The organism is Chryseobacterium sp. POE27 (genome assembly GCF_039727685.1).
Classification (GTDB): domain Bacteria; phylum Bacteroidota; class Bacteroidia; order Flavobacteriales; family Weeksellaceae; genus Chryseobacterium.
Genome location: NZ_CP152475.1, coordinates 3,180,165 through 3,202,262 on the forward strand (window position 1 = coordinate 3,180,165; position 22,098 = coordinate 3,202,262).

Below are 22,098 nucleotides of genomic sequence, written 5' to 3' on the forward strand. Positions count from 1 at the left end.
TCAAACTTTTAAAATTACACAAAAGAGTAATTGACTTTTCTCTTTTTTCTGGTGAAATTTGCTTTAAACAAACCAAAAGCATGAGCATTTCCATAGCCATAGTAGAAGACGAAAAGAACTACAACAATGCGTTGAAGAAAGTCATCAATTATCAGGATGATATGAAAGTTGTTGCCCAGTTCTTCAATGGCAATGAAGCGCTGAAAAATCTTTCTGACATTTCTCCGGATGTCGTGATGATGGATATTCAGTTACAGGATATGCTCGGCATTGAAATTATTGAAAAGCTAAAAAAAGAACTTCCGAATACCCAGTTTATTATGTGTACAAGTTTTGAGGACGACGACAAGGTGTTTAGTTCTCTTAAAGCCGGTGCAATGGGATATCTTGTGAAGGGCGAAAGTATGGATAAAATACTTACTTCTATTCGTGACGTCTACAATGGCGGTGCGCCCATGAGCTTTTCAATTGCCAGAAAGGTATTAAGTCACTTCGAGAGAAAACTTCCCGAAATAAAAGGTTTTGATGAGCTAACAGAAAGAGAAAAGGAAATTCTGGAGCTTCTTTCTCAAGGGTTGCTTTACAAAGAAATCGCTGATAAGAAATTTATCAGTATTGATACCGTGAAAAAACACGTCGGAAACATTTACAGAAAACTCCACGTCAATAACAAAGTGGAGGCTATTAATAAACTTAACCATTTTAAAAACTAATAACTTATGGAAAACATTGAGAAAAATGAACAATCTTGTATGGATTTAAAATTGTGGCTGATTACTGAAATTTTAAATGCAAGTTGTGATAACAATAAATCTTTAGATTTTTTAAATGAAGATTGGCTCGAGCAATATTTAATGTATAAGCCGCTGACGCTGGAAATGTATAAAGAATGTAAGAAAAGATTTGACAAACATTTTTTTAGTAAACAAGGCTATAAAGTAGAGAATAAATTCACTATTTCTAAGAATGAAATCAATAGGATAGTAAATGATAATGTTGACAAAACCTACATGCATATTTTTTTCATAGATGATAATGGTAGCCTTAATATCATATTTAGATTTTCAGACTTAGAAGAATTTGATAAAAGTGATGGGAATTTAAACTTAGGTAATGATAAAGCATATTGGTTACAGAGTGATGGCTCTGTTCGGGATGTAGCGGCAACTCCAAGTTTTACGAGTATAGTCGATATTTACAGAAAAGGTGCTGTGAATAATCTGGTAACAACAACACTTAATAATAGTAACGCTACTGAATACATAGTATATAAAATGGAGGCTATAAAAAACTTTAAAGATTTTGAAGATGATCTTGAATTTGAAACAATAATACCCAAAGAAAACAGATTAAGTCTGGCTGTCTATATAAAAGATTCAGATAGAATTCATCATATTGAAGTTGATGAACAAAGTAAACTTATCCCGGTTCATGACGGATATTACGATTTAGGTAACCTAAAACCATAGAAATTGATATTAAATTTTATATACAACATAGTATTAATTGTTGTTTTTTTCAAATCTTTTATTCTGGGCAGGAAGTATGGTCTTTCTGCTCAGAATAATTTGCTAATATACCTTTTAGTAACAGTAATAGTTGAAGTATATTCGTTCATTATTGATAAAATTGACAAAAATATATTGATAGGATTACAATACAATTTATATTTAATTTTTGTTTCTATTTTTTTTTATTCTTTTTATTCTAAAATTTTATATAAAAAAGTTCTCAAAACTTTGTCCAAAATATCACTTTTACTTTGTTTAGTATTTATAATATTTTTCACAAAATTTTTGGGATTGGATTTCGATGAAAAAGTAGCTATTGCAGTGATGTTGTTCTTGATATGTCATTCTATTCTTTGGTATTCTAATAAGATTTTAACAGTAGATGACACTAAAATTTTTAATGATCCTAACTTTTGGATTAGTTCAGGGTTATTAATTTGGAGCTGTTTTGGTATTTTTAGATGTTTACCTATGTATTATTTTTATTATAACGATAAGGAATTTTCAGATTTCATTAAAAGTAATTTTGATGCGGTAAATATCCTGTTGTATTTAATGTTTTATATTTCTTTATATAAATATGAGTATAATTTTAAAAGAAGAATTGCCTCAGATTATTAGAAGTACTTATATAATAGCAATAGCCATAGTACTTTTATTTGTTATGTTTATAATTTTCGTTGTTTTAATGTACAACCGAAAGCAACTTCTATACATTAAAGAAAAACAACTCAAAGAATCCGAATACCAAAACCAACTCCTTCAAAAAGAACTCGAAAAACAAAGATCAATAGAAAAAGAAAGGGAACGAATTTCCCATGATATGCACGACGATCTCGGAGCGGGTATTTCGGCTTTAAAGCTGCAGGCAGAGTTTCTAAAACAGCGCGCTGAAAATGAAGATCTAAAAAATGATATCGATGAACTTCTGAAAACCTCCGAAGAAATGAATATTTCCATGAGAGAAATGCTTTGGAGCCTGAATTCAGGGAATGATACACTGGGAAGTTTTATCGATTATGCTAAAATGTATGCACAAAATTTTCTTAAGAAAACAACAATTCTAATCATTACAGAAAGCGAAAATATAACTGAAGAAACAACCATTTCAACCGAACAAAGAAGAAATTTATTCTTGTGTTTAAAAGAAGCTCTGAATAATATTTATAAGCACAGTCAGGCCAATCAGATTATCTTGTCATTTCTTCAAAAGAATAACAAATTCATCATGAAGATTTCCGACAACGGAATTGGAATTAACAATGAAAATCCGGAAGGATACGGCCTTCGCAATATGAAACGAAGAATGCAGGAACAGAACGGACATTGTGAAATTACTACTGAAAACGGAACACATCTGTTTTTCAGGATGGATTTGTGAGAAAGCAAAATTTATCATTAAAATATCATTTTAATTGCATTTTTTCATAAATCACCTTTTAGTGTAATTGACATAAGTTACTTTTTTTAAATAACTTTGAAGTATAAATTAAAAATTAAAAACCATGAAAATTTTATTCGAATATGTTCTTCCTGTAGCCATTTTTATATTCGGAATGTGGCTTGCTGTTAAAACGGATTTATTAAAAGACAGACAGGTCGATAATGGGTCAGACAAAACATTTAGCTTTTCCAGAAGCCAGTTGTTTTACTGGACAATGATTGTAATAATATGTTTGTGCGCTGGTATAGGAAACAATGGTAACTTTGATTTGCTTTTGAACCTAAAAGAACCTTCAATTTTACTTTTATTAGGAATCAGTGTGGGGACTGCAAGTGTGGCAACATATATTGATAATGAAATACCAACCTCCAAAAAAAATACTGAGAGTAAGAGTTTTATAAAAGATATATTATCAGATGCCGGCGGAATAAGTGTGCATCGTTACCAGGCTTTATTGTTTAATATTATTTTCGGTTTAGTATTTGTCTGCCAATTCATTACTAATACTACAGAGTTTCCTGTTTTTGATAATTATGCTTTGGCTTTAATGGGAACAAGTAGTGCGGGCTATTTACTTATTAAAACAAATGAAAAACAGAAAAAAAGTGTTTCTTAATAACGCATTTATATGATTGCTAGCAAATACATTTAAAAATAAATACTAATTAACTTAAAATAAAATGGACCATGAAAATAATTGTTGACTATTTATTAGAATGGAATATAACTTCAAAAAAAGGGAAGGTTATATTAAAGCTTAAAGATACAGATCCTGAGATTATAGATGATTTGGACTTTCAGGAATTTTCAGCATTAGCAATAGTGCTTGAAAAAGGAAATGTAAGATTTAATGAAAAAGAAAATTCAATTTATAATGTAATGCCATGAAAATAGTTTTTTATCTATTCGTAATTGTGTCATTAATGTCATGTAACATAAGACATAAAGCCACGTTGAAGGAACTGGAAAATAAAGGGTCAAATTATCAGATGTCGTATGATGCTACTCGCAGAGGAGCTGTTATAAGTCTTGATAATAATGGTAAAATTGATAAAATTTTATCAGAAGTTCAGCCGGATGCCGCTATAGCGACTACAACGGATATTACCAGTAAACTTACAGGTAAACTGAAATCAGGAGACAGTGTTTCAGCTGAACAAATAACAAAAATAGCTGAAACATTATCCAAATTAGGAGAAAGAACAGCGCCGGTAAATATGCTCAGAGACGCATTGTATAGACTTGAAGAACACTGTGTTAATTTTCCTGAGCAATGTAAAGATGATAGTTATTTTAATAGCTTTGATAAGGTTGTAGATTTAATAGTCAAACTGCAGGAAAAAATTTCTGAAACAGCCGCAAGTGATGCTAAGGCTGAAGAAGCAAAGACTTTAAGAGCTCTTACCCCTGACGAGAGAGAAAAATATAATTTAAAATAAATTATCACAATCCTAAAATTAACTAAAATTTAACTCAGAATAAACGTATAAATTGGTTCCTCTGTGCTTTGAAAAGTTAAAAATTGATTAAATTTGTCTAAACTATAAAAAAAGAACAATGAGTTACATTTCTTACATAGAAGCGAGACAAATTTTAGATTCAAGAGGAAATCCTACAGTTGAAGTAGATGTATTCACGGAAAGCGGTGCGATGGGTCGTGCAGCAGTACCTTCAGGAGCGTCTACAGGAGAGCATGAAGCCGTGGAATTGCGTGATGGCGGTTCAGAATACATGGGGAAAGGTGTTCTTAAAGCTGTTGAGAATGTAAGAGAAGTAATTGCACCTGAATTGGTAGGGCTTCCGGTTTACGATCAGAATCTTATCGATCAGATTATGATTGATCTTGACGGAACGAGCAATAAAGGAAATCTTGGTGCCAATGCAATCCTTGGTGTTTCTTTAGCTGCAGCCAAAGCAGCGGCAGCAGAGTTGAAAATGCCTTTATACAAATATGTTGGTGGTGTTAATGCCAATACACTTCCTGTTCCGATGATGAACGTGATTAACGGGGGTTCTCACTCAGATGCGCCGATTGCGTTTCAGGAATTTATGATTATGCCGGTGAAAGCAGATTCTTTCTCTCACGCATTAAGAAAAGGAACTGAAATTTTCCATAACCTTAAATCTATTCTTCACTCAAGAGGCTTATCCACTGCAGTAGGTGATGAAGGTGGTTTCGCGCCAACTTTTAAAGGAACTGAAGATGCTTTGGACACATTGCTACAGGCAATTGAAAAGGCAGGTTATAAGCCGGGTGACGACATCATGTTAGCGCTTGACTGTGCTGCTTCAGAATTCTATAAAGACGGAATCTACGATTACAGAAAATTCCAGACTCCGGATGCCGCTCAATTTACAAGCAGTGAGCAGGTTTCTTACTTGGCAGAATTAGCCGCAAAATATCCGATCATCTCTATCGAAGATGGTATGCAGGAAAATGACTGGGAAGGTTGGAAAATGTTAACCGATAAAATAGGTGACAGAGTACAGTTGGTAGGTGATGATTTATTCGTAACGAATGTTGAAAGACTTTCAAGAGGAGTAAAAGAAGGAATTGCCAACTCAATCCTTGTAAAAGTAAACCAGATCGGTTCTCTTTCTGAAACAATGGCCGCTGTACAAATGGCGCAAAACAACAGATTCACTTCAGTAATGTCTCACAGATCTGGCGAAACAGAAGATTCCACAATCGCTGATTTAGCAGTAGCAATGAACTGCGGACAGATCAAAACAGGATCTGCTTCAAGATCAGACAGAATGGCAAAATACAACCAGTTGTTGAGAATTGAAGAGGCGTTGGGTGAAACAGCAGTGTTTCCAGGCTTAGATGCCTTTAAAATCAAAAGATAATTAATCGAATTTATAAATAACGGCAAGCGAAATTTTTAGTTTGCCGTATTTTATAATAAATAGTATATTTAGAAAAAAAATAAATAATGTCAGACAACAAAGTAATATTGAATTACGACGGTAATTCGTATGAATATCCAATTGTGGATAGTACTATCGGAGACAGAGGAATTGATATTTCAAAATTAAGAGACCAGACGGGTCTTATTACTCTTGATTTAGGTTACAAAAATACCGGAGCTACCCTTAGCGACATCACTTACTTAGACGGAGATAAAGGAGAATTATTCTACAGAGGGTATCCAATCGAGCAGATTGCTGATAAATCAAACTTTACAGAAGTAATGTATCTGTTGTTAAACGGTGAATTGCCTACTCAGGATCAGTACAGTTCTTTCGAATCAAACATTAAAAAATATAATTTCGTAGCAGAGGAGATGAAAAAGATCATCGATGCTTTTCCTCGTTCTGCTCATCCCATGGGAGTTTTATCTTCATTAACTTCTGCTTTGACGGCTTTTAACCCAAAAGCCGTTAATGTAAATTCTAAAGAAGAAATGGATCTTGCTGCAGAATTAATGATTGCCAAATTCTCTCATCTTTGCGCATGGACGTATAGAAAAACTCAGGGATTACCGCTTAACCACGGAGATAACAGTCTGAATTATGTAGAAAACTTCTACAAAATGACATTCAGAATGCCAAACCAGGAGTTTGAAATTGATCCTGTGGTAGTTCAGGCTTTAGATAAATTATTAATCCTTCACGCAGATCATGAGCAAAACTGTTCTACATCTACCGTAAGAATGGTTGGTTCTGCTCATACAGGCCTTTTTGCTTCTATTTCAGCAGGGGTTTCTGCACTTTGGGGGCCACTTCACGGTGGTGCAAACCAGGCAGTAATCGAAATGCTTGAACTTATTGAAAAAGATGGCGGAGATGTGAATAAATGGGTGGCTAAAGCTAAAGATAAAAATGACAACTTCCGCTTAATGGGCTTCGGACATAGAGTGTACAAAAACTTTGATCCTAGAGCAAAAATCATTAAGAAAGCGGCAGATGACATCCTTAATTCACTGGGTATTCATGATAAAGCGCTTGATATCGCAATGCAATTGGAAAAAGTAGCTCTTGAAGACGAATATTTCGTAGAAAGAAAACTATATCCGAATGTGGATTTCTACTCAGGAATTATTTACAGAGCATTAGGAATTCCTACGGAAATGTTCACCGTAATGTTTGCATTAGGAAGACTTCCGGGATGGATTTCTCAGTGGAAAGAAATGAGACTGAAAGGCGATCCTATCGGAAGACCAAGACAGGTATATCAGGGTGCTCAGAAAAGAGATTACATCGATATGGTAAACAGATAATACAAGATTAATATCAAGTAAAAACTCCCAATTTTTGGGAGTTTTTATATTTAATCAAATTATTTATATCTATCTTTTATAAAGAAATATTTTCTAACATTTCTTGAGCTGTCAAAGATAATTGACGAAAAATAGCCAGTGTCAAAATTAAACTTATTTTTAATTTTCCATTTTGGAAAGCTTACAATTGGATTAATATTTTACCCTGAATTAACAATAATAATAGCAGGAGGTTGTTTACTTTCTTGCCATCATGAATAAATAGAGTTTATGAAGAATATAATAGTTTATTATCTATGTATATTATTTCCGTTGGTTATAATGCTTATAGTCGCAAAACAAGGGTATTATAATATGTTTGCTTTGTTGGTACTTCTGTACTATTTTTATCGTGAAATCACAGATTTTTATAGACTATATCAAAAAGGTATTATAGATAAAAATACTTTTTGGAAATTCTTCATTCCTTTTTGGAGAACACAATATTTTAAAGAACTTTATTTTCAAATCAAATAAAAAATCCCAAAGCTTGCTTTGGGATTTTTTTATTTCACGGAATTGTAATGTCCTGAAAAAATGAAACAGGATTAAACACAAAGAAATATTTTATAAAAAACCGTCTCACAATTCGTGAAACGGCCTTTTAATTTTTATTTATGGACATTGACATCTGTCACACGTCCAAAGAGTACATGCTCCGGTTTCAAAGTCAAACTCGCAACAGCGTCTCGCCGCCGATGCTCCTCCAATAATAGATTTTTGCTGATCTCTCCCAAGTTTTTGTGCTTTTTTTAGCACAGGATTTTTTGTTTTCATAATGTAATGATTTTGATGATTGATTTTTAATGATTTAGGTTGATTAATATATCACTAATATAGGAAATTAAATTGAATGCTATTTAAAAAAAATTAAAAATTATTGATTAAAAAAATATCTGTGAAAATCCATTAACTAAGCAAACAATTATTTTAGTCTATTGATTGACTCGAGTAAAAAACTGCAATAAGAATATTTTTCAGATTAATATTGCGGCCTGCCTTTAAAAACGCGTCAAAAGTTTCCCAGATACAGACCTTTACTTATATTTGTAGCATTGCATAAATCTTTATGAATCTAAATATTAAAAACGAAACAGGAAGGCTGAAATCAGTGGTTTTGGGACAACCTAATTCAATGGGAGGGATTCCTACACTTGAGGAAAGCTACGATGCTAAGTCATATTATTCCATCCAAAACAATATATATCCGAAGGAATCAGATATCATCAGTGAAATGGATGCTTTTGAAGCAGTACTCAAGAAATATGATGTCGAAGTGCTGAGGCCAAGCATTATCGAAGATTACAATCAGGTTTTCGCTAGAGATGTTGCGTTTGTGATAGATGATAAAATGATTATCTCTAATGTTATTGCCGACAGAGCGGATGAACAGGATGCGTACAGAAATATTTTTGAAAAAGTAGAATGGCGGAAAATAATCAATCTCCCGGAAACTGCCCATATTGAAGGAGGAGATGTCATTGTATGGGATGATTTCTTATTTATCGGAACCTGTTTCAGCGAAGATTACAGAAGCTATAAAACTGCCAGGACCAACGAATATGCGATTGAAATTCTTAAAGAATACTTTCCTAAAAAAAGAATTATCGATCTTGAATTAAAGAAAAATGATAAAATTCCTTATGAGGGTATTTTACACCTTGATTGCACGTTCAACCCGATCGGTAAAGATAAATGCATTATCTATAAGGATGGCTTTGTGGATGAAAGTGATTACCGCCTCATCATTGATATTTTCGGCGAAGAAAACTGCTTCCATGTAACATCAGAAGAAATGTTTGAAATGTTTCCGAATATTTTCTCGATCTCCCCTGAAGTAGTCGTTTCTGATAAAACTTTTACCAGAATGAATAACCACCTTAGAAACGAATGGGGAATGACCGTAGAAGAAATTCCGTATCGCGAGATTTCTAAAATGGGAGGATTGCTGAGATGTTCTACAATGCCGCTTGTGAGAGAGTGATAATGTTTGAGTGGTAGAGTTTTAGAGTCTGAGGGTTTTAGGGTAACAGAGTTGTGTTTGTTTAAAAAGTTTTATATTTTTAAATTAAATACAAATGATTATGCCTACTATAAAATTTCATCAGGATTTGAAGGTTTTTCAAAAGTCAGTAGAATTTGCAATGGCGATTTATGAACTTTCAAAATCCTTTCCAAAAGAAGAACTCTATTCTCTCACAGACCAAATCAGACGCTCATCAAGATCAGTTTCTGTTAATATAAGTGAAGCCTGGGGAAAAAGAAAGTACGAAAAGTCTTTCGTTGCCAAGCTTACAGATTCAGAGGGCGAAGCAAGAGAAACTCAGACATGGTTACAATTTGCGATCGCATGTCAATATATTAACGAAGATCAATTTATTATTTTAAACAATCAATACAACCAGATAATAGGAATGTTGGTGAATATGATGAGTCAAGCAAAAAGCTGGTGTACATTTTCCTCAACAAATGAATAGTGAATAAATTTGCACTAAAACACTAAAACACTAAAACACTAAAACACTAAAACACTAAAACACTAAAACACTAAAACACTAAAACACTAAAACACTCAGACTCTCAAACCCATCAACCACAAACTAAAATTATGCAGACAACAGATACCGTATTAATGATAGAGCCGATTGCATTTGGCTTTAACGAAGAAACCGCAAAAAACAACTACTTCCAGACTGAGCAGAAAGGTTTTGATATTCAGTTTAAAGCTTTATCGGAATTTAAAATGTTCGTGGAAAAACTGAGAAGCAAAGGAATTAATGTAATCACCATAAAAGATACATTGGATCCACATACTCCGGATTCTATTTTCCCGAACAACTGGGTAAGTTTCCATAAAGATGGGAAAGTAGTTTTATATCCGATGTTCGCGTCCAACAGAAGAGTGGAAAGACGTGATGATATTATCGAAACCATCAAAGAGCAGGGATTTGAAGTTGCTGAAATCGACGACTGGTCTTTCCCTGAAACACAGGGACATTTTCTGGAAGGAACCGGAAGTATGATCTTCGACCACGACAATAAAATTGCTTACGGATCCGTATCATTGAGACTGGATGAAAACCTGTTCCGAGAATTTTGCGAGAAATACGGATTTACTCCGGTGGTTTTTCATTCGTTCCAGACAGTAGGAGAAGAAAGGCTTCCGATCTACCACACCAATGTGATGATGTGTGTCGCCGATAAGTTTGTCGTGATCTGCCTTGATTGTATCGATGATGAACTGGAAAGAAACAAGGTAATCGAAACCATTAAAAATTCGGGCAAAGAAATCATCGAAATTTCTGAAGAGCAGATGCAGCAGTTTGCAGGAAATATGCTTCAGGTTCAGAATAAAGAAGGTGAGAAATTTCTAGTAATGAGCGAAACCGCCTATAAATCTTTACATCCTGACCAGCTTGCTGCAATAGAAAAATACTGTGAAATTATTTATTCAGATCTCAATACTATTGAAGTAAATGGTGGAGGAAGCGCACGCTGTATGCTGGCAGAAGTTTTCCTGCCGAAAAAATAAGATCCGATCAAATAGTGATCACCTTTAATGAATAAATTAATCTGACTTTGGAAACAGGGTCAGATTTTTTAATATTATAAATTAAATCAGGATTATAAAGATTCTAAAGGACTTTTGATTTTGATTTTACTGACATCCGTAACATGGGTGTATATTTCTGTGGTTTTGATATTCGTGTGTCCCAGTAAATCTTTTACAATTCTGATATCTGTTCCGTTTTCCAGAAGATGGGTGGCATAAGAATGTCTGAGGGTATGAACGGTGGCATCAGAAATAATATGCGCGTCCCTCAATGCATTTTTGAGAATCTGCTGTACACTTCTTTTGGAATAGGGCCCTCCGGATTGCCCTTCAAAAAGATATTCCCCGGGGCTGTATTCTCTGTGGTATAACCTCAGAAGCTCGATGAGTTTCGGAGACAGACTGACCACCCTGTCCTTCTTACCTTTTGAATGTCTTATCAGAACTAGAGCATCAGCAAATTGGATGTCTGAGATTTTCAGTTCCAATGCTTCGCTGAGTCTCAGGCCGCAGGCGTAGATCGTGGTGAGAATGGTTTTGTGCTTTAGGTTTTTCGTGGAATCCAATAACTTCTTTATCTCTTCTTTGGTAAGAAACTTCGGCAGCGTAGATTCATTTCGTTTTGGGAAAAGATGTCTCAGATTAAGATTCTTATTATACAGCAGTTTATAAAATTTAACAATGCTGGAAAGGATAATCGTCTGATGAGATGCAGAAACTTTGTGTACATTTTTTTTCCATAACACAAAATTCTCAATATAGGCCGGCGATATGGCTTCCGGGTCAGAATACCTGGCGGAAGAAATCGTAAGAAAATGCTGAACAGCACTGCAGTAATTTTTAACCGAAGACAGGCTGTATCTCTGAATGAGGAGTTTCTCTCTATAGATATCTAATAGTGAGTTGATTTTCATGGTAGTTTTTTATAAATGTATGAAAATTATTCGCCCATACAAAAAAAATGTGGTATAATATTCTGATATATATGGTATTAATAACCGAATTGTATCTTAAATAGAAAATATGATTGGCGCAGGTTGTAAGGATGGCATTGATGCAGTGCGTAAATTTGGATTGACATTAATCTTAAGCGCAGATATCGTTTCGTCAATCCCTGAACTAAAACTGTAATTTTTAAAAGATAACATAAAAAACTATTAACTAAAAAAACTAATTAACATGAATACAATTCAATTTGGATTAGCAGAACAGTATGATTCTGGTCGTAATTGCAATGTTGCTGTCAACAGTCAGTTTGCAGTAGAGGTACACAATTCAGAAGCTTCTTCTGATATGTGGTATCATGTAGGAAGTATGAATGGGGCTACGATCAACTGGGGAGCAAGCCATAAATACAGCAGTGGCTATCATCCTTCCGTAGCGGTCAATAGTAACAATGTAGTTGTAGAAGTACATGAAACGAGTAATGCTTTTACCAACAGTATGTACTACAAAGTAGGAACCATCAATGGAGATACCATAGATTGGGGCGGAGATGAAAAGTATGACAGTGGCAGACAGCCCTCAGTATCTGTTAATGACCAGGGAGTAGTTGTGGAAGTACACAAATCCCAGTCGTATGATTCATTGTATTATCGTGTTGGTCAGATCAAAGGCAAAAAAATAGAATGGGGAGACAGTCATAAATATGATGACGGAGTAACCCCGTCCGTAAGCATTAATAATGATGGATTGGTGGTTGAGGTACACAAGTCTCAGGCATACAATAAACTTTGGTGCAGAGTAGGTAGAATTAACGGTAAAAGCATTACCTGGGGAAGTGCACATGAATATCAGGATGGTATAGCGCCGAGCGTTGGCCTTACAAACGATGGGACAGTCGTAGAGGTTCATGAGTCACAAGGATTAACAGGTTTATGGCAGCTTGTAGGAAAAGTAAATGGAAACGAAATTACCTGGGGAGGTTCTTCTAATTTTGATTCCGGTGCCAATCCGCAAGTAGGTGTATCTCTTAATGGTAACGTAGCTGTTCAGGTTCATGAAGGAAGTATGTATCAATTATGGTATTCCAATAGTAAAGTGATGGACACTGCGAACTTTATGAAAAATATGTTGCCTGTTATCAGCAATTTGCCGTTGAAAAAAATGGTGCTTCCCGCTACCCATGATACAGGAATGTACGCAGGCGGACTGGCAGGAAGGACACAGGATCTGAACTTATATGAACAACTAAGCTCCGGCTCAAGATACTTTGACTTAAGGTTGGATGGCAACTTAAATATACGTCATGGAATTGTCTATGGTCCTTCACTCGATTCTGTGTTAAAGAATATAAAACAATTCTTTGATGAAGGGCATCAGGAACTAGCCATCTTAAAGTTCTCGCACTTTGATGATTTCTCACAAACAAGTTATCAGAATATGAGAAATCTTATCAATTCATATTTAGGGAACTGGCTTTTTAAAACTTTGCCACAAGGTGTTTCCAGATTAGCGGATGTGTCTATGGGTACTTATTTAAATGCCGGTAAAGGAGCTGTTTTAATAGTGGTTGACGGAGATTGGGCGATAGATTATCCTGAAGCAGGCTATTGGGTCTACAGAGACTGGAATTCCGGTTCTCCGGCAAAAGGAAATCTTACCGTTTTTGATCAATATTCTGATACAACAGATTTAGCAAAAATGGAGAATGACCAATTCGAGAAACTTAGAAATTTTAATGGAAAATGTAAAAACGATCCACAGGTTCCATGTGATTTATTCCTGCTTTCCTGGACACTTACACCAGTAACGGCTGTGTGGTCTTATGCGCAGGATGCCAATAGAGTATTAGGAAGGAAAATGATGTCACAAAGACAACCTAATCAATTTGGCTATTTTTCCAATCTATTGTATCTGGACTATTTTCAGTATGCCAGACCTGTATTTATCGCTGATATTTTGTTTAAAAGCTACAATAAAATATAAAGAACTCTTTAACCAAAAACTAAAAACCAATATAACCATGAAAACAGTAACAAAACCAGAAACCCAAAGCAATTGGGTTTTATTAGAGTATTTCACATTCACAGATGGGAATGACGTAGACCGTACCGTTTGGGAAAGTCCGCAATGGCAACAAAACAACAACCCCGACTTTTTCGGACGAACCAATATCCGTAACCCGGTTGACTATCCCGCTCCAAAACCTGGGTATGTACCTGTCATTAATAGTGTAGCACAATTATACCTGGGCACCAATGATCCGAACAATTCCAACAACACGACTTTCCTTGGCGCACAAATAGGCACCATTCAAAAATGGGGACTCGCTTCCTACAATAGTGTTGCTTTTGAAGCGGAAGTCATTTTACCAATATCGGGCGAAGGGGCAGCTCCCGGAGGTGTAGTTGCAGCATTATTTGCCTATAATTTAATATCCTCAAGTCCGTTTTTACATGATGAAATCGATTTTGAAATTTCATCCAACTATTGGCAAGACAGTGGAGAACAGATTAATACCAACGTATATGTGGTTACGGATGGCAGCATGAATAATTTTGACCAGGTGGTAAGTAATCCCACTCCGCCAAGCTTGTCAGGAACAGTAGTCCTGCGTATAGAATGGTCGGAAGAAGGCGTAAAATGGTACATCAATAAAGATAAAAATCCCACGCCTTTTTACACAGAAACCAATGTTCCGCAATCCGATATGAGTCTGGTCCTTAATTTCTGGGTTCCCGCTTCCGGCTGGAGCTGGGCTTACAATGCTAAGTTACAACCTACCGCTGCTCCCGGTACAACATGGGTTTACCAGGTAAATTGGGCAAAAGTTTGGGTAATAGAAAAGACCATGAATGTAACGGTTGAAGCAAACCAGACATGGCAAAACACAGGTTTAACAATAGTACCGGGCGATACCATTTCAATTGATTACCAAAACGGCTTATGGACAGCTGATCCTAATACAGACCATCGCGAATTGTATGATGCTAACGGATTTTCAGGGATTATAGTAGACCAGCCCGGATACACCCTGCTTGGAGCAAACATGGGAGCTTTGTGCGGATTTATAGGTGAACAGCCTGTTGGAGACGGATCTGATAACGCATTTCTTGTGGGGGATAGTTACAACGGAACCAGCCAGACAAGCGGACAGCTCTGGCTTTGTATCAATGATGATTTAAAAGGATTATACGGGGAAGGCTTAAGGGACAATATAGGAAGTGTAACTGTTACCGTAGCTGTTTCCTGAACTTTATAATTTAAGTTCGGGATAACAGAAACACGAGCGCATCAATAGGATTGGGCTTTAGCCCAATCTTAATAGGCAAAAGAATGTCGGGCTTTAGCCAAAATTTAAAATACATCTTGGCTAAAGCATTTTATAATTTAAAAACGGTACAGAACATTAGACATTAATCATAAATCTGACTTTGGAAACAAGGTCAGATTTTTTTTATTCCGGAGATCCGGAATTATAAAACTTAAGGGAATATAGCTCTACCCAAGATAAGTAGACCAATACTCAATGTCACTAAACTTATACCCGAGGTAAGTAGACTCATACCCAATGTCAGTAGACTTATACTCAAGGTAAGTAGAGTTTTACCCGAGGTAAGTAAGGCTATACTCAAGGTCACTAAACTTATACCCGAGGTCAGTAGACTCATACTCAAGGTAAGTAGAGCTATACCCGAGGTAAGTAGACCCATACTCAGGGTAAGTAGACTTATACCCGAGGTCAGTGGAGTTATACTCAAGGTAAGTAGAGCTATACCCAAGAAGAAGATAAAAGACAAAAAGTTCAGGAAATGAGGCATGATACTGACAGGATCAGATAATCCCAAGGATGGTGAAAAAAAATGGTAAAAATTTTAGAAACTGCAAAAAAATATATATTTTTATCCCGATTAAAAAAAATACAATTTATGAAATTACAAAAAGAAGAGTATGTTCCGATGTCGGATGCATTACTCAGGAGCTTAAGTAGGGATTTGTCTTTATTCGAAGCAGAGAATCATTTATTCAATTCCGGTTACCTGCAGGCCATGCAAAGCAAAACAGATGAGGTGCGTGCCAAAGAGGCTGCTGACCTGGTGCTTGTGCAGCAAAAGCAGACTACTGAAGATCTTTACATCCTGGGAAATCAGCTCAGCAAACCTTTGAAGATTCTTAACATGGCCATTAAAAAGGCGAATGTAAAAACATCTCTCGCCACCGATGTGCTGAAAAAAATCAAAAAAAGAAACTTTGAAGGGGCACTAATGTCGCTTAATTCCCTGAAGCAAATCGTTTCTGCACAATCAGCATTATTACAGGCCAAGGGAATGAAAGCCGATATGCTAACCACCCTGGAAGATGCCTTCACGGCGATTACCGCGAAAAGTAATGAGCAGACCGCTTTTCAGCAGCAGCGTAAGACATTTACGTCGACGAACAATCACCTGTACAAGGAGCTTTACCAGTACATCAGCGAAGTGGCTCAGCTGGGAAAGATTATTTTCAGCGGTGAGCAAAAAGCCTCGGAGTACACGATTGACCACATTCTTCCGATGCTTCATGCTGCAAAAAGAAACGGCAGTACAGATTCTTCTTCGAAAGGAGAATCTTAAATGGGAGATTTAACATGTGATTTTTTTTCAGCATAAGCTTACAGATATCTGAAATGAATCTGCTAAGCTTATGTTTTTTTCTTAAAGCCGGTTTCATGATATAACACGACAGGTTTTGTCGCAGTACAGCAATACCTTTGCTTCAGAAATAATGAATATTAGATTTAAATAATAACTAATTATGCATTTTGCAAAATTTTGGTATTGGGTTCGTCAATTCGAGTGTTTTTTCGTAACAAAGTGAAGAAAAAATGTATCGAGAATGAAATTTATCCTTAAATCAAAAACTTGTCGATATGATTTTTTCAAAATCTACTCGAAGTGACGTGTGCGTTAATTGCACAATACAAATGTTTCCGTCTGTTCGAGTATTTTTTGGAGCAAAGCGGAGAAAATGTATCGAGAACTCATCAATATTACCGACCGGTAATCTAACTTCTCAATATGATTTTTTAAATCTACTTGAAGGGACGAAAATGAATCAAAATGCAAAACGGTTTTAAATGATAGGATGATAATATTCACATACAATTGACATTCTATATCTTTTCGGCGTGAGATAAAAAGAATAATTTTGCAACGATTGAAAAATTAATAATTAATAACAACTCAAAATAGACACTAAGTATGAATAAAATCTACTCAGGAGCATTATTCTTATGCTCTGCCTTGGCTATTCAGGCCCAGGAAGTCATCTGGCAGAAAGACATTAAGTCCTCAACACAGGATTTTCTTTCCCAGATCACCACAACCATCGATCAGCAATATCTGATAACCGGAAGCAGCATCCCTTCGAGAGCCTCAGGGACCGTACTTTCCCTTCGACAAGCTCAGGGACCACAGAACAACGGTTATGATTTCCATTTGGTTAAACTTAATCAGCAGGGAGAAGAAGTCTGGGAAAAATATTTCTCAGGGCAGAATCATGATTTTCTCTCGGCTACGGTAAATACCCAAGAAGGTGGGTTTTTGTTAGCCGGCACTTCTTTTTCCGGAAAAGGCCTGGATAAAAAAGAGGATTCCAAGGGCGGATCTGATATCTGGTTGATTAGGATCAATGAATTCGGGGATGAATTGTGGCAGAAAACGATTGGCAGCGCTTCGGATGAGGAAGCCAGAGCGGTGATTCAGGCGACAGATATGGGATTTTTTGTGGCGGGGAACGTTGCCTTCGGCTCCGCTCAGGCAACGGGCGAATCAACGGATCAGAGTTCCCTGAGGCTCTCGAAGGGAACAGCAGGCTATGGTTCTAAAGATGTTCTGGTGGTACGGTTGGATAAAAACGGAAAAGAATTATCACAATTAGTTTTAGGTGGAAAAGGATTGGATGAAGTGGAAAAGATGATTCCGACGAAAGACGGCGGAGTGTTATTGGGTGTGTATTCGAGAAGTTCTGAGTTAAAGGCTGGGAGCACAAAGCTGGAAGCCGGAAGTGGTAAAACCATCAACTATCAACCAAAAACAACCAACAATTTTGGCGAGGGCGATTACTGGATCATCAAGCTGAATAAAGACGGAAAAGTGGAATGGGAAAAGAATTTTGGTGGAACAGGAGATGATCACTTAAGAACGTTGGCGTTGACTTCAACAGGATATCTGATTGGTGGAGAATCAAGATCGGAAAGATCAGGAAATAAAACGGTAGGGATTGAAGAAGGAACAGATCTTTGGCTGATCTCCCTTAATGAAAGAGGCGAAGAAATATGGCAGAAGTCTTACAATTTTAAAAACAGGGATGTATTGATGGGGATGAGTGTGATATCCTCCCCTGGTCCCTCCAAAGGAGGGGAATCTGGCAACCTGACCAAAGGGATTTTGCTGGGCGGTTATACTCAAGCAGAAGGACGGATTGAAAGTGACGATGAAACGTTCTGGATGCTTTATTTGGATCAAAACGGAAATGAGCAGTGGAGAAAGCATGTGAAGGGGGGAATCAAGGAAAAAAGAGGAGAGATTATCCGATATAAAACTGAATAGAGATGGTTCGATTGTTTTAGCTGGAACAAGTGCTGAAGAATTGGGGAAAGAGAACTGGAAGATCGTAAAGCTGGGAGACAAGCAGCTTGATCAGCTGATCGAGAAGCAGGATATTAAGATCTATCCTAATCCGGTATCTGATTATGCTTATGTGGAAATCGGATTTGATTTCAAGGAAGCGGATATTGTGATGTATGATATGGGAGGAAGACAGCTGCAAAGTCTGAAGACAAAGAATAAAGTCACGAAGATCAATACGCAGAATTTGATTCAGGGAGCGTATTTAATTACGATAAAGGCAGATACGAATAAAACGGCTAACGCAAAACTAATAAAGAAATAAACAGAGATGAAAAAAATAACGATTGCTATAGTTTTATTAGCATCTTTAAACAATCTATTCGGTCAGGGAAACCAGAGCCAGTATGATCCTGGTATTAAAAATGTACCTACTTCTCCTGAGGTAGCCTTATTGGGTAGGTTTGGGGATATACCCGTTGGTCATTATACGGGGACGGCAGAAGTATCAGTTCCTTTATATACATTGAAGGTGGACAATATTGAGATACCGCTGGCACTGAGCTATCATACTTCGGGAATCAAGGTAGCGGATGAAGCGACATGGGTAGGTTTGGGCTGGAACTTTATGCCTGAAGGTACCATTACTCAGGAAATCAGAGGGAGAGAAGATTCCGTGACAGGAGGGGATGGATTTAATACGGCCTCAGGATATAGCCAATTTAAAAGCTTCTTTCCTACTCTATACTCCGAAAATCAGACTTTTAGACTGCAACGAGGTTTTAGCGAAACTAATGATGGATATTCATTAGTTGGACATGACCCTTCGGTACCAGATGACTCAAATGAAATAATTATAAGATTAAAGGAAAAGAAAGGACAGCCTGATATTTTTACCTACAATTTTTATGGTTATTCAGGAAAATTTTTTTATAATCCGGAAAATAATACCGAGATTGTTTTCATGGAAAGCAACGATGATGTTAAATTCACAAGAATGTCAGAGGGTTGGCTTGCAAAAAACAATAAAGGAGATAAGTTCTATTTCAATGCAATAGAAAAATCAAGAAGTAACCAGACGGATTACACCGATATTGGATATACCTTTAAGGTTACGAAGATTGAACTGGTAAGTGGTAAAGTGGTCAATTTTACCTATCAGGATGAAAGTACCTATCAGGAATATCCTACTGAGGTTGCCCGCTTTCCCAATTTTACCATGTCGCCTAGTGTCAATACAAGTTATAATGCAACAATTAATGATAAGAAGACTTTAATCGGTATTGAAACAGAGGATACAAGAATAGTTTTTAATCTTAACAACAGAGATGATATTAAGCCTTATTCTGTGTCCGTTCCCATTAAAAAATTAGCATCTATTGATATCAAGTCAAAGTATCCGGATAAAAAGATTAAGAGTTTTGTGTTTAATACAGATTATTTTCCGACCGTTTCATTCAGTGGGGCTGAAGAAGGATATAAAAATAAAAGGCTAAAGCTAAATTCAATTCAAGAAGTGAATTATAATGAGCAGAGCACTGCCGTCCAGAATATTCCTCCGTATGTTTTTGAATATGATACCAGTCATATTATGCCTTCAAAAATGTCAAGTTCAGATTTTTACGGATATCATAACGGTTCTAATGATGGGACACTGCTTCCTGATCTTCGTTTTTTTGATTATCTGGATACACCGCCATATAAAAATTATAATTTAAATGTAAACTATCCGTATAATGGAGCAAACAGATATACAAATCAGAATTATATCACGACAAATATTTTAAAGAAGGTAACATATCCTACCGCAGCACGTACAGAATTTGAATATGAATCCAACACTTTTTTTCAACCAATTTATCCCGACCCAGCAGCAGGTACAATCTGCCAATAAGGATGTAAGTGTAACCCACAGGGGAGCCTCTACCGTTCCGGGTGGCTATTACTTTCTGAAAAGCACCCCATTCAAGCTTCCTAAATCCAAGAAGATTAAGTTTTCAAATACGATCTTTGACGGTTATATGGGGCCAAGCTATCCACAGACGCATTATGATTACTATCAGATGCTTAACTGTAAAATACAGCTTCACAAGACCAAAACTGTTAATGGGCAATATACGGATACGATCCTTAAAGAATGGAAGGTTGATGTAGCAGGCAGTGTTTTTGAACAGACTCACCAGCAAAAATGGGATGAAGATTTTGAAGTGCTGTTAGATAGTGATCCAACTACAGAATATTATGTTTATGTTTCAAACGGCATACAATACAACAGTAATGACGGAATTCATTTTGCAGTAGTGTCCAGTCGTTTTCAATATTATGATGATTCCGGCATTGACAAATCAATTTCTTATGGAGAGGGAGTAAGGATAAAATCAATCAAAAATTATGAAAACAGTACTTTATTATCGCATAAAACATATGATTATTCAGGAGGGAAATTAATTTATCCTTTTCGCCCTCTAAATCTTATCTCCGGGGCTACTTATAAAGATCAACCTACATATCAAAATGCAGGTTGCTATCTGGAATTTATTGCAATTTATAATGATCTATCTGTAAATTCCAACGATTTTGGAATCAGTGGAAATAAGCCTTTCGGTTATTCAGAAGTTATAGAAAAAGACATTAATGTTTTTGATAGTACAACGAAAGGCTTTACAAAATATAATTTTATCAATAGCGAATCCACAGGAACAGTTATTAAAGGAATCCCTAAAGTTGACATTCCATCAAATGGTGAGAATATACTAATTGAAAAATTTGATCCAAATCAAAATAAACTTTCTTCAGCTGCTTATACATATAGCAATTTACCTAACACATACAATATTTATCCTTCATTCAGTATAATTAATACTTCTACAGGACCTTACGATCCAACATATACTGCTTACCCTGCGGAAGTGACGGGGTGTCCTCTTATAGGAACCTCTTATACTGGCCACACGTATATAAATAAGTTACCATTAACAAAATATCAATTTGTATTTAGTCCTTTGATAACTGGCAAGCGAAGATTAACGAGAACGATCAATACGAGTTATTTGAATGGCAAGTCGATGGTTGAGCAAACAGATCTGAGCTATACTTCTTCAGGGGATTTGGATATCAGTACAACCACCACGAGTGAGGGCAAAGTCCTGACAACGGATTACGATTATGCTCAGGATGTAAACAATACGCGATTGGTGAATAAGGGGATGACCGGTATTCCGTTAAGTATCGAGGTTAATTCTGGAAGTACCCAGGTGAGCCACGTAGAAACCAGATACGATAATTTAGATAACTATTTTCCGTCTTCTGTTAGATCGAGTAATTTGAATGCAAGTCTTATGGATACTGAGGTTACCTATGACAAATATGACAGTAAAGGTAATTTATTGCAGTACACTAAAAAAGATGGTATTCCAGTTGCATTCATCTGGGGCTATGGTAATACGAAACCTATAGCAAAAGTTGAAGGTTCCACCTATGAACAGGCTATGGCGCTGGTTGGTGCTTCAGATATTGTGAGTAAATCTAATCAGGATGTCGATATACCAACACAGAATTCGTTAATCGCTCAGTTAGATTCGTTTCGAAAAGATAATGTAAGACAGCTTATTACCACCTATACGTATGATCCATTGATAGGGGTTACCAGCATCACCCCTCCTTCAGGAATCCGTGAAGTTTATTTATATGATTCTGCTAACAGATTAATGGAAATCAGGGAAGGCAGCCAGACCGGAAAGCTCTTAAAAGAATTCAAGTACAATTACAAAAACTAATA

General features: G+C 36.2%; 19 protein-coding genes. 18 read left to right on the forward strand and 1 reads right to left on the reverse strand.

Annotated elements, in window-relative coordinates; all coding sequences use genetic code 11:
* Positions 1-80: 80 nt before the first annotated feature.
* The 11 genes from AAHI02_RS15170 to AAHI02_RS15220 all read left to right on the forward strand — a co-directional run bounded on the left by AAHI02_RS15170 (position 81) and on the right by AAHI02_RS15220 (position 10,749).
* On the forward strand, positions 81-713 hold the full coding sequence (locus AAHI02_RS15170) for a response regulator transcription factor (RefSeq protein ID WP_346983948.1): 633 nt from the start codon (positions 81-83) through the stop codon (positions 711-713).
* Positions 714-719: 6 nt separating this feature from the next.
* Positions 720-1,469 carry a hypothetical protein gene (locus AAHI02_RS15175; protein WP_346983949.1) on the forward strand — a complete coding sequence of 250 codons (750 nt, stop codon included), beginning with the start codon at positions 720-722 and terminating at the stop codon, positions 1,467-1,469.
* Between the two features lie 622 nt (positions 1,470-2,091).
* Positions 2,092-2,892 (forward strand): histidine kinase, encoded by an 801-nt coding sequence (locus AAHI02_RS15180; RefSeq protein ID WP_346983950.1) that lies wholly within the window; start codon positions 2,092-2,094, stop codon positions 2,890-2,892.
* 124 nt (positions 2,893-3,016) lie between these two features.
* Positions 3,017-3,571, forward strand: coding sequence for a hypothetical protein (locus tag AAHI02_RS15185; protein ID WP_346983951.1), 555 nt, complete (start codon positions 3,017-3,019; stop codon positions 3,569-3,571).
* A 71-nt stretch (positions 3,572-3,642) separates the two neighbouring features.
* Positions 3,643-3,843, forward strand: coding sequence for a hypothetical protein (locus AAHI02_RS15190; RefSeq protein ID WP_346983952.1), 201 nt, complete (start codon positions 3,643-3,645; stop codon positions 3,841-3,843).
* Between the two features lie 35 nt (positions 3,844-3,878).
* Positions 3,879-4,394 (forward strand): hypothetical protein, encoded by a 516-nt coding sequence (locus tag AAHI02_RS15195; RefSeq protein ID WP_346983953.1) that lies wholly within the window; start codon positions 3,879-3,881, stop codon positions 4,392-4,394.
* 118 nt (positions 4,395-4,512) lie between these two features.
* Complete coding sequence (eno, locus tag AAHI02_RS15200; RefSeq protein ID WP_346983954.1) at positions 4,513-5,805, forward strand: phosphopyruvate hydratase; 1,293 nt, start codon at positions 4,513-4,515, stop codon at positions 5,803-5,805.
* An 86-nt stretch (positions 5,806-5,891) separates the two neighbouring features.
* The gene (locus AAHI02_RS15205) at positions 5,892-7,178 is read left to right on the forward strand and encodes a citrate synthase (RefSeq protein ID WP_042719957.1); all 1,287 of its coding nucleotides are present in this window, start codon (positions 5,892-5,894) and stop codon (positions 7,176-7,178) included.
* A gap of 1,108 nt (positions 7,179-8,286) precedes the next feature.
* Positions 8,287-9,201 carry an arginine deiminase family protein gene (locus AAHI02_RS15210; RefSeq protein ID WP_346983955.1) on the forward strand — a complete coding sequence of 305 codons (915 nt, stop codon included), beginning with the start codon at positions 8,287-8,289 and terminating at the stop codon, positions 9,199-9,201.
* Between the two features lie 100 nt (positions 9,202-9,301).
* Positions 9,302-9,694: a four helix bundle protein gene (locus tag AAHI02_RS15215; protein ID WP_346983956.1), complete on the forward strand. Its 393-nt coding sequence runs from the start codon at positions 9,302-9,304 to the stop codon at positions 9,692-9,694.
* Between the two features lie 131 nt (positions 9,695-9,825).
* Positions 9,826-10,749, forward strand: a complete 924-nt coding sequence (locus AAHI02_RS15220) for an arginine deiminase-related protein (RefSeq protein WP_346983957.1) — start codon at positions 9,826-9,828, stop codon at positions 10,747-10,749.
* Between the two features lie 92 nt (positions 10,750-10,841).
* Here AAHI02_RS15220 and AAHI02_RS15225 read toward each other — a convergent pair whose 3' ends face one another.
* Positions 10,842-11,684 (reverse strand): tyrosine-type recombinase/integrase, encoded by an 843-nt coding sequence (locus AAHI02_RS15225; RefSeq protein WP_346983958.1) that lies wholly within the window; start codon positions 11,682-11,684, stop codon positions 10,842-10,844.
* Between the two features lie 265 nt (positions 11,685-11,949).
* Between AAHI02_RS15225 and AAHI02_RS15230 the strand changes: the two genes are divergently transcribed.
* From AAHI02_RS15230 to AAHI02_RS15260, 7 genes are all read left to right on the forward strand, one after another.
* On the forward strand, positions 11,950-13,698 hold the full coding sequence (locus AAHI02_RS15230) for a phosphatidylinositol-specific phospholipase C domain-containing protein (RefSeq protein ID WP_346983959.1): 1,749 nt from the start codon (positions 11,950-11,952) through the stop codon (positions 13,696-13,698).
* Between the two features lie 37 nt (positions 13,699-13,735).
* The gene (locus AAHI02_RS15235) at positions 13,736-14,965 is read left to right on the forward strand and encodes a glycoside hydrolase family 16 protein (protein ID WP_346983960.1); all 1,230 of its coding nucleotides are present in this window, start codon (positions 13,736-13,738) and stop codon (positions 14,963-14,965) included.
* Between the two features lie 676 nt (positions 14,966-15,641).
* The gene (locus tag AAHI02_RS15240) at positions 15,642-16,325 is read left to right on the forward strand and encodes a hypothetical protein (RefSeq protein ID WP_346983961.1); all 684 of its coding nucleotides are present in this window, start codon (positions 15,642-15,644) and stop codon (positions 16,323-16,325) included.
* A 627-nt stretch (positions 16,326-16,952) separates the two neighbouring features.
* Positions 16,953-18,302: a T9SS C-terminal target domain-containing protein gene (locus AAHI02_RS15245; protein WP_346983962.1), complete on the forward strand. Its 1,350-nt coding sequence runs from the start codon at positions 16,953-16,955 to the stop codon at positions 18,300-18,302.
* Between the two features lie 40 nt (positions 18,303-18,342).
* Complete coding sequence (locus AAHI02_RS15250; protein ID WP_346983963.1) at positions 18,343-18,645, forward strand: T9SS type A sorting domain-containing protein; 303 nt, start codon at positions 18,343-18,345, stop codon at positions 18,643-18,645.
* Positions 18,646-18,651: 6 nt separating this feature from the next.
* On the forward strand, positions 18,652-20,214 hold the full coding sequence (locus tag AAHI02_RS15255; protein ID WP_346983964.1) for a hypothetical protein: 1,563 nt from the start codon (positions 18,652-18,654) through the stop codon (positions 20,212-20,214).
* Entirely contained in the window at positions 20,150-22,096 is a 1,947-nt protein-coding gene (locus tag AAHI02_RS15260; RefSeq protein ID WP_346983965.1) for a hypothetical protein, read from the forward strand. Before AAHI02_RS15255 ends, AAHI02_RS15260 begins: the two co-directional genes overlap by 65 nt.
* The last annotated feature ends 2 nt before the right edge of the window (positions 22,097-22,098 follow it).

Excerpts from the sequence above, each read along its gene's own strand:
- AAHI02_RS15225 (WP_346983958.1), bottom strand. The coding sequence starts at position 11,684 with ATGAAAATCAACTCACTATTAGATATCTATAGAGAGAAACTCCTCATT.
- AAHI02_RS15205 (WP_042719957.1), top strand. The coding sequence starts at position 5,892 with ATGTCAGACAACAAAGTAATATTGAATTACGACGGTAATTCGTATGAA.
- eno (WP_346983954.1), top strand. The coding sequence starts at position 4,513 with ATGAGTTACATTTCTTACATAGAAGCGAGACAAATTTTAGATTCAAGA.
- AAHI02_RS15195 (WP_346983953.1), top strand. The coding sequence starts at position 3,879 with ATGTCATGTAACATAAGACATAAAGCCACGTTGAAGGAACTGGAAAAT.
- AAHI02_RS15210 (WP_346983955.1), top strand. The coding sequence starts at position 8,287 with ATGAATCTAAATATTAAAAACGAAACAGGAAGGCTGAAATCAGTGGTT.
- AAHI02_RS15255 (WP_346983964.1), top strand. The coding sequence starts at position 18,652 with ATGAAAAAAATAACGATTGCTATAGTTTTATTAGCATCTTTAAACAAT.
- AAHI02_RS15215 (WP_346983956.1), top strand. The coding sequence starts at position 9,302 with ATGCCTACTATAAAATTTCATCAGGATTTGAAGGTTTTTCAAAAGTCA.
- AAHI02_RS15245 (WP_346983962.1), top strand. The coding sequence starts at position 16,953 with ATGAATAAAATCTACTCAGGAGCATTATTCTTATGCTCTGCCTTGGCT.
- AAHI02_RS15180 (WP_346983950.1), top strand. The coding sequence starts at position 2,092 with ATGAGTATAATTTTAAAAGAAGAATTGCCTCAGATTATTAGAAGTACT.
- AAHI02_RS15220 (WP_346983957.1), top strand. The coding sequence starts at position 9,826 with ATGCAGACAACAGATACCGTATTAATGATAGAGCCGATTGCATTTGGC.
- AAHI02_RS15260 (WP_346983965.1), top strand. The coding sequence starts at position 20,150 with ATGAATCCAACACTTTTTTTCAACCAATTTATCCCGACCCAGCAGCAG.
- AAHI02_RS15175 (WP_346983949.1), top strand. The coding sequence starts at position 720 with ATGGAAAACATTGAGAAAAATGAACAATCTTGTATGGATTTAAAATTG.
- AAHI02_RS15230 (WP_346983959.1), top strand. The coding sequence starts at position 11,950 with ATGAATACAATTCAATTTGGATTAGCAGAACAGTATGATTCTGGTCGT.
- AAHI02_RS15235 (WP_346983960.1), top strand. The coding sequence starts at position 13,736 with ATGAAAACAGTAACAAAACCAGAAACCCAAAGCAATTGGGTTTTATTA.
- AAHI02_RS15170 (WP_346983948.1), top strand. The coding sequence starts at position 81 with ATGAGCATTTCCATAGCCATAGTAGAAGACGAAAAGAACTACAACAAT.
- AAHI02_RS15185 (WP_346983951.1), top strand. The coding sequence starts at position 3,017 with ATGAAAATTTTATTCGAATATGTTCTTCCTGTAGCCATTTTTATATTC.
- AAHI02_RS15240 (WP_346983961.1), top strand. The coding sequence starts at position 15,642 with ATGAAATTACAAAAAGAAGAGTATGTTCCGATGTCGGATGCATTACTC.
- AAHI02_RS15190 (WP_346983952.1), top strand. The coding sequence starts at position 3,643 with ATGAAAATAATTGTTGACTATTTATTAGAATGGAATATAACTTCAAAA.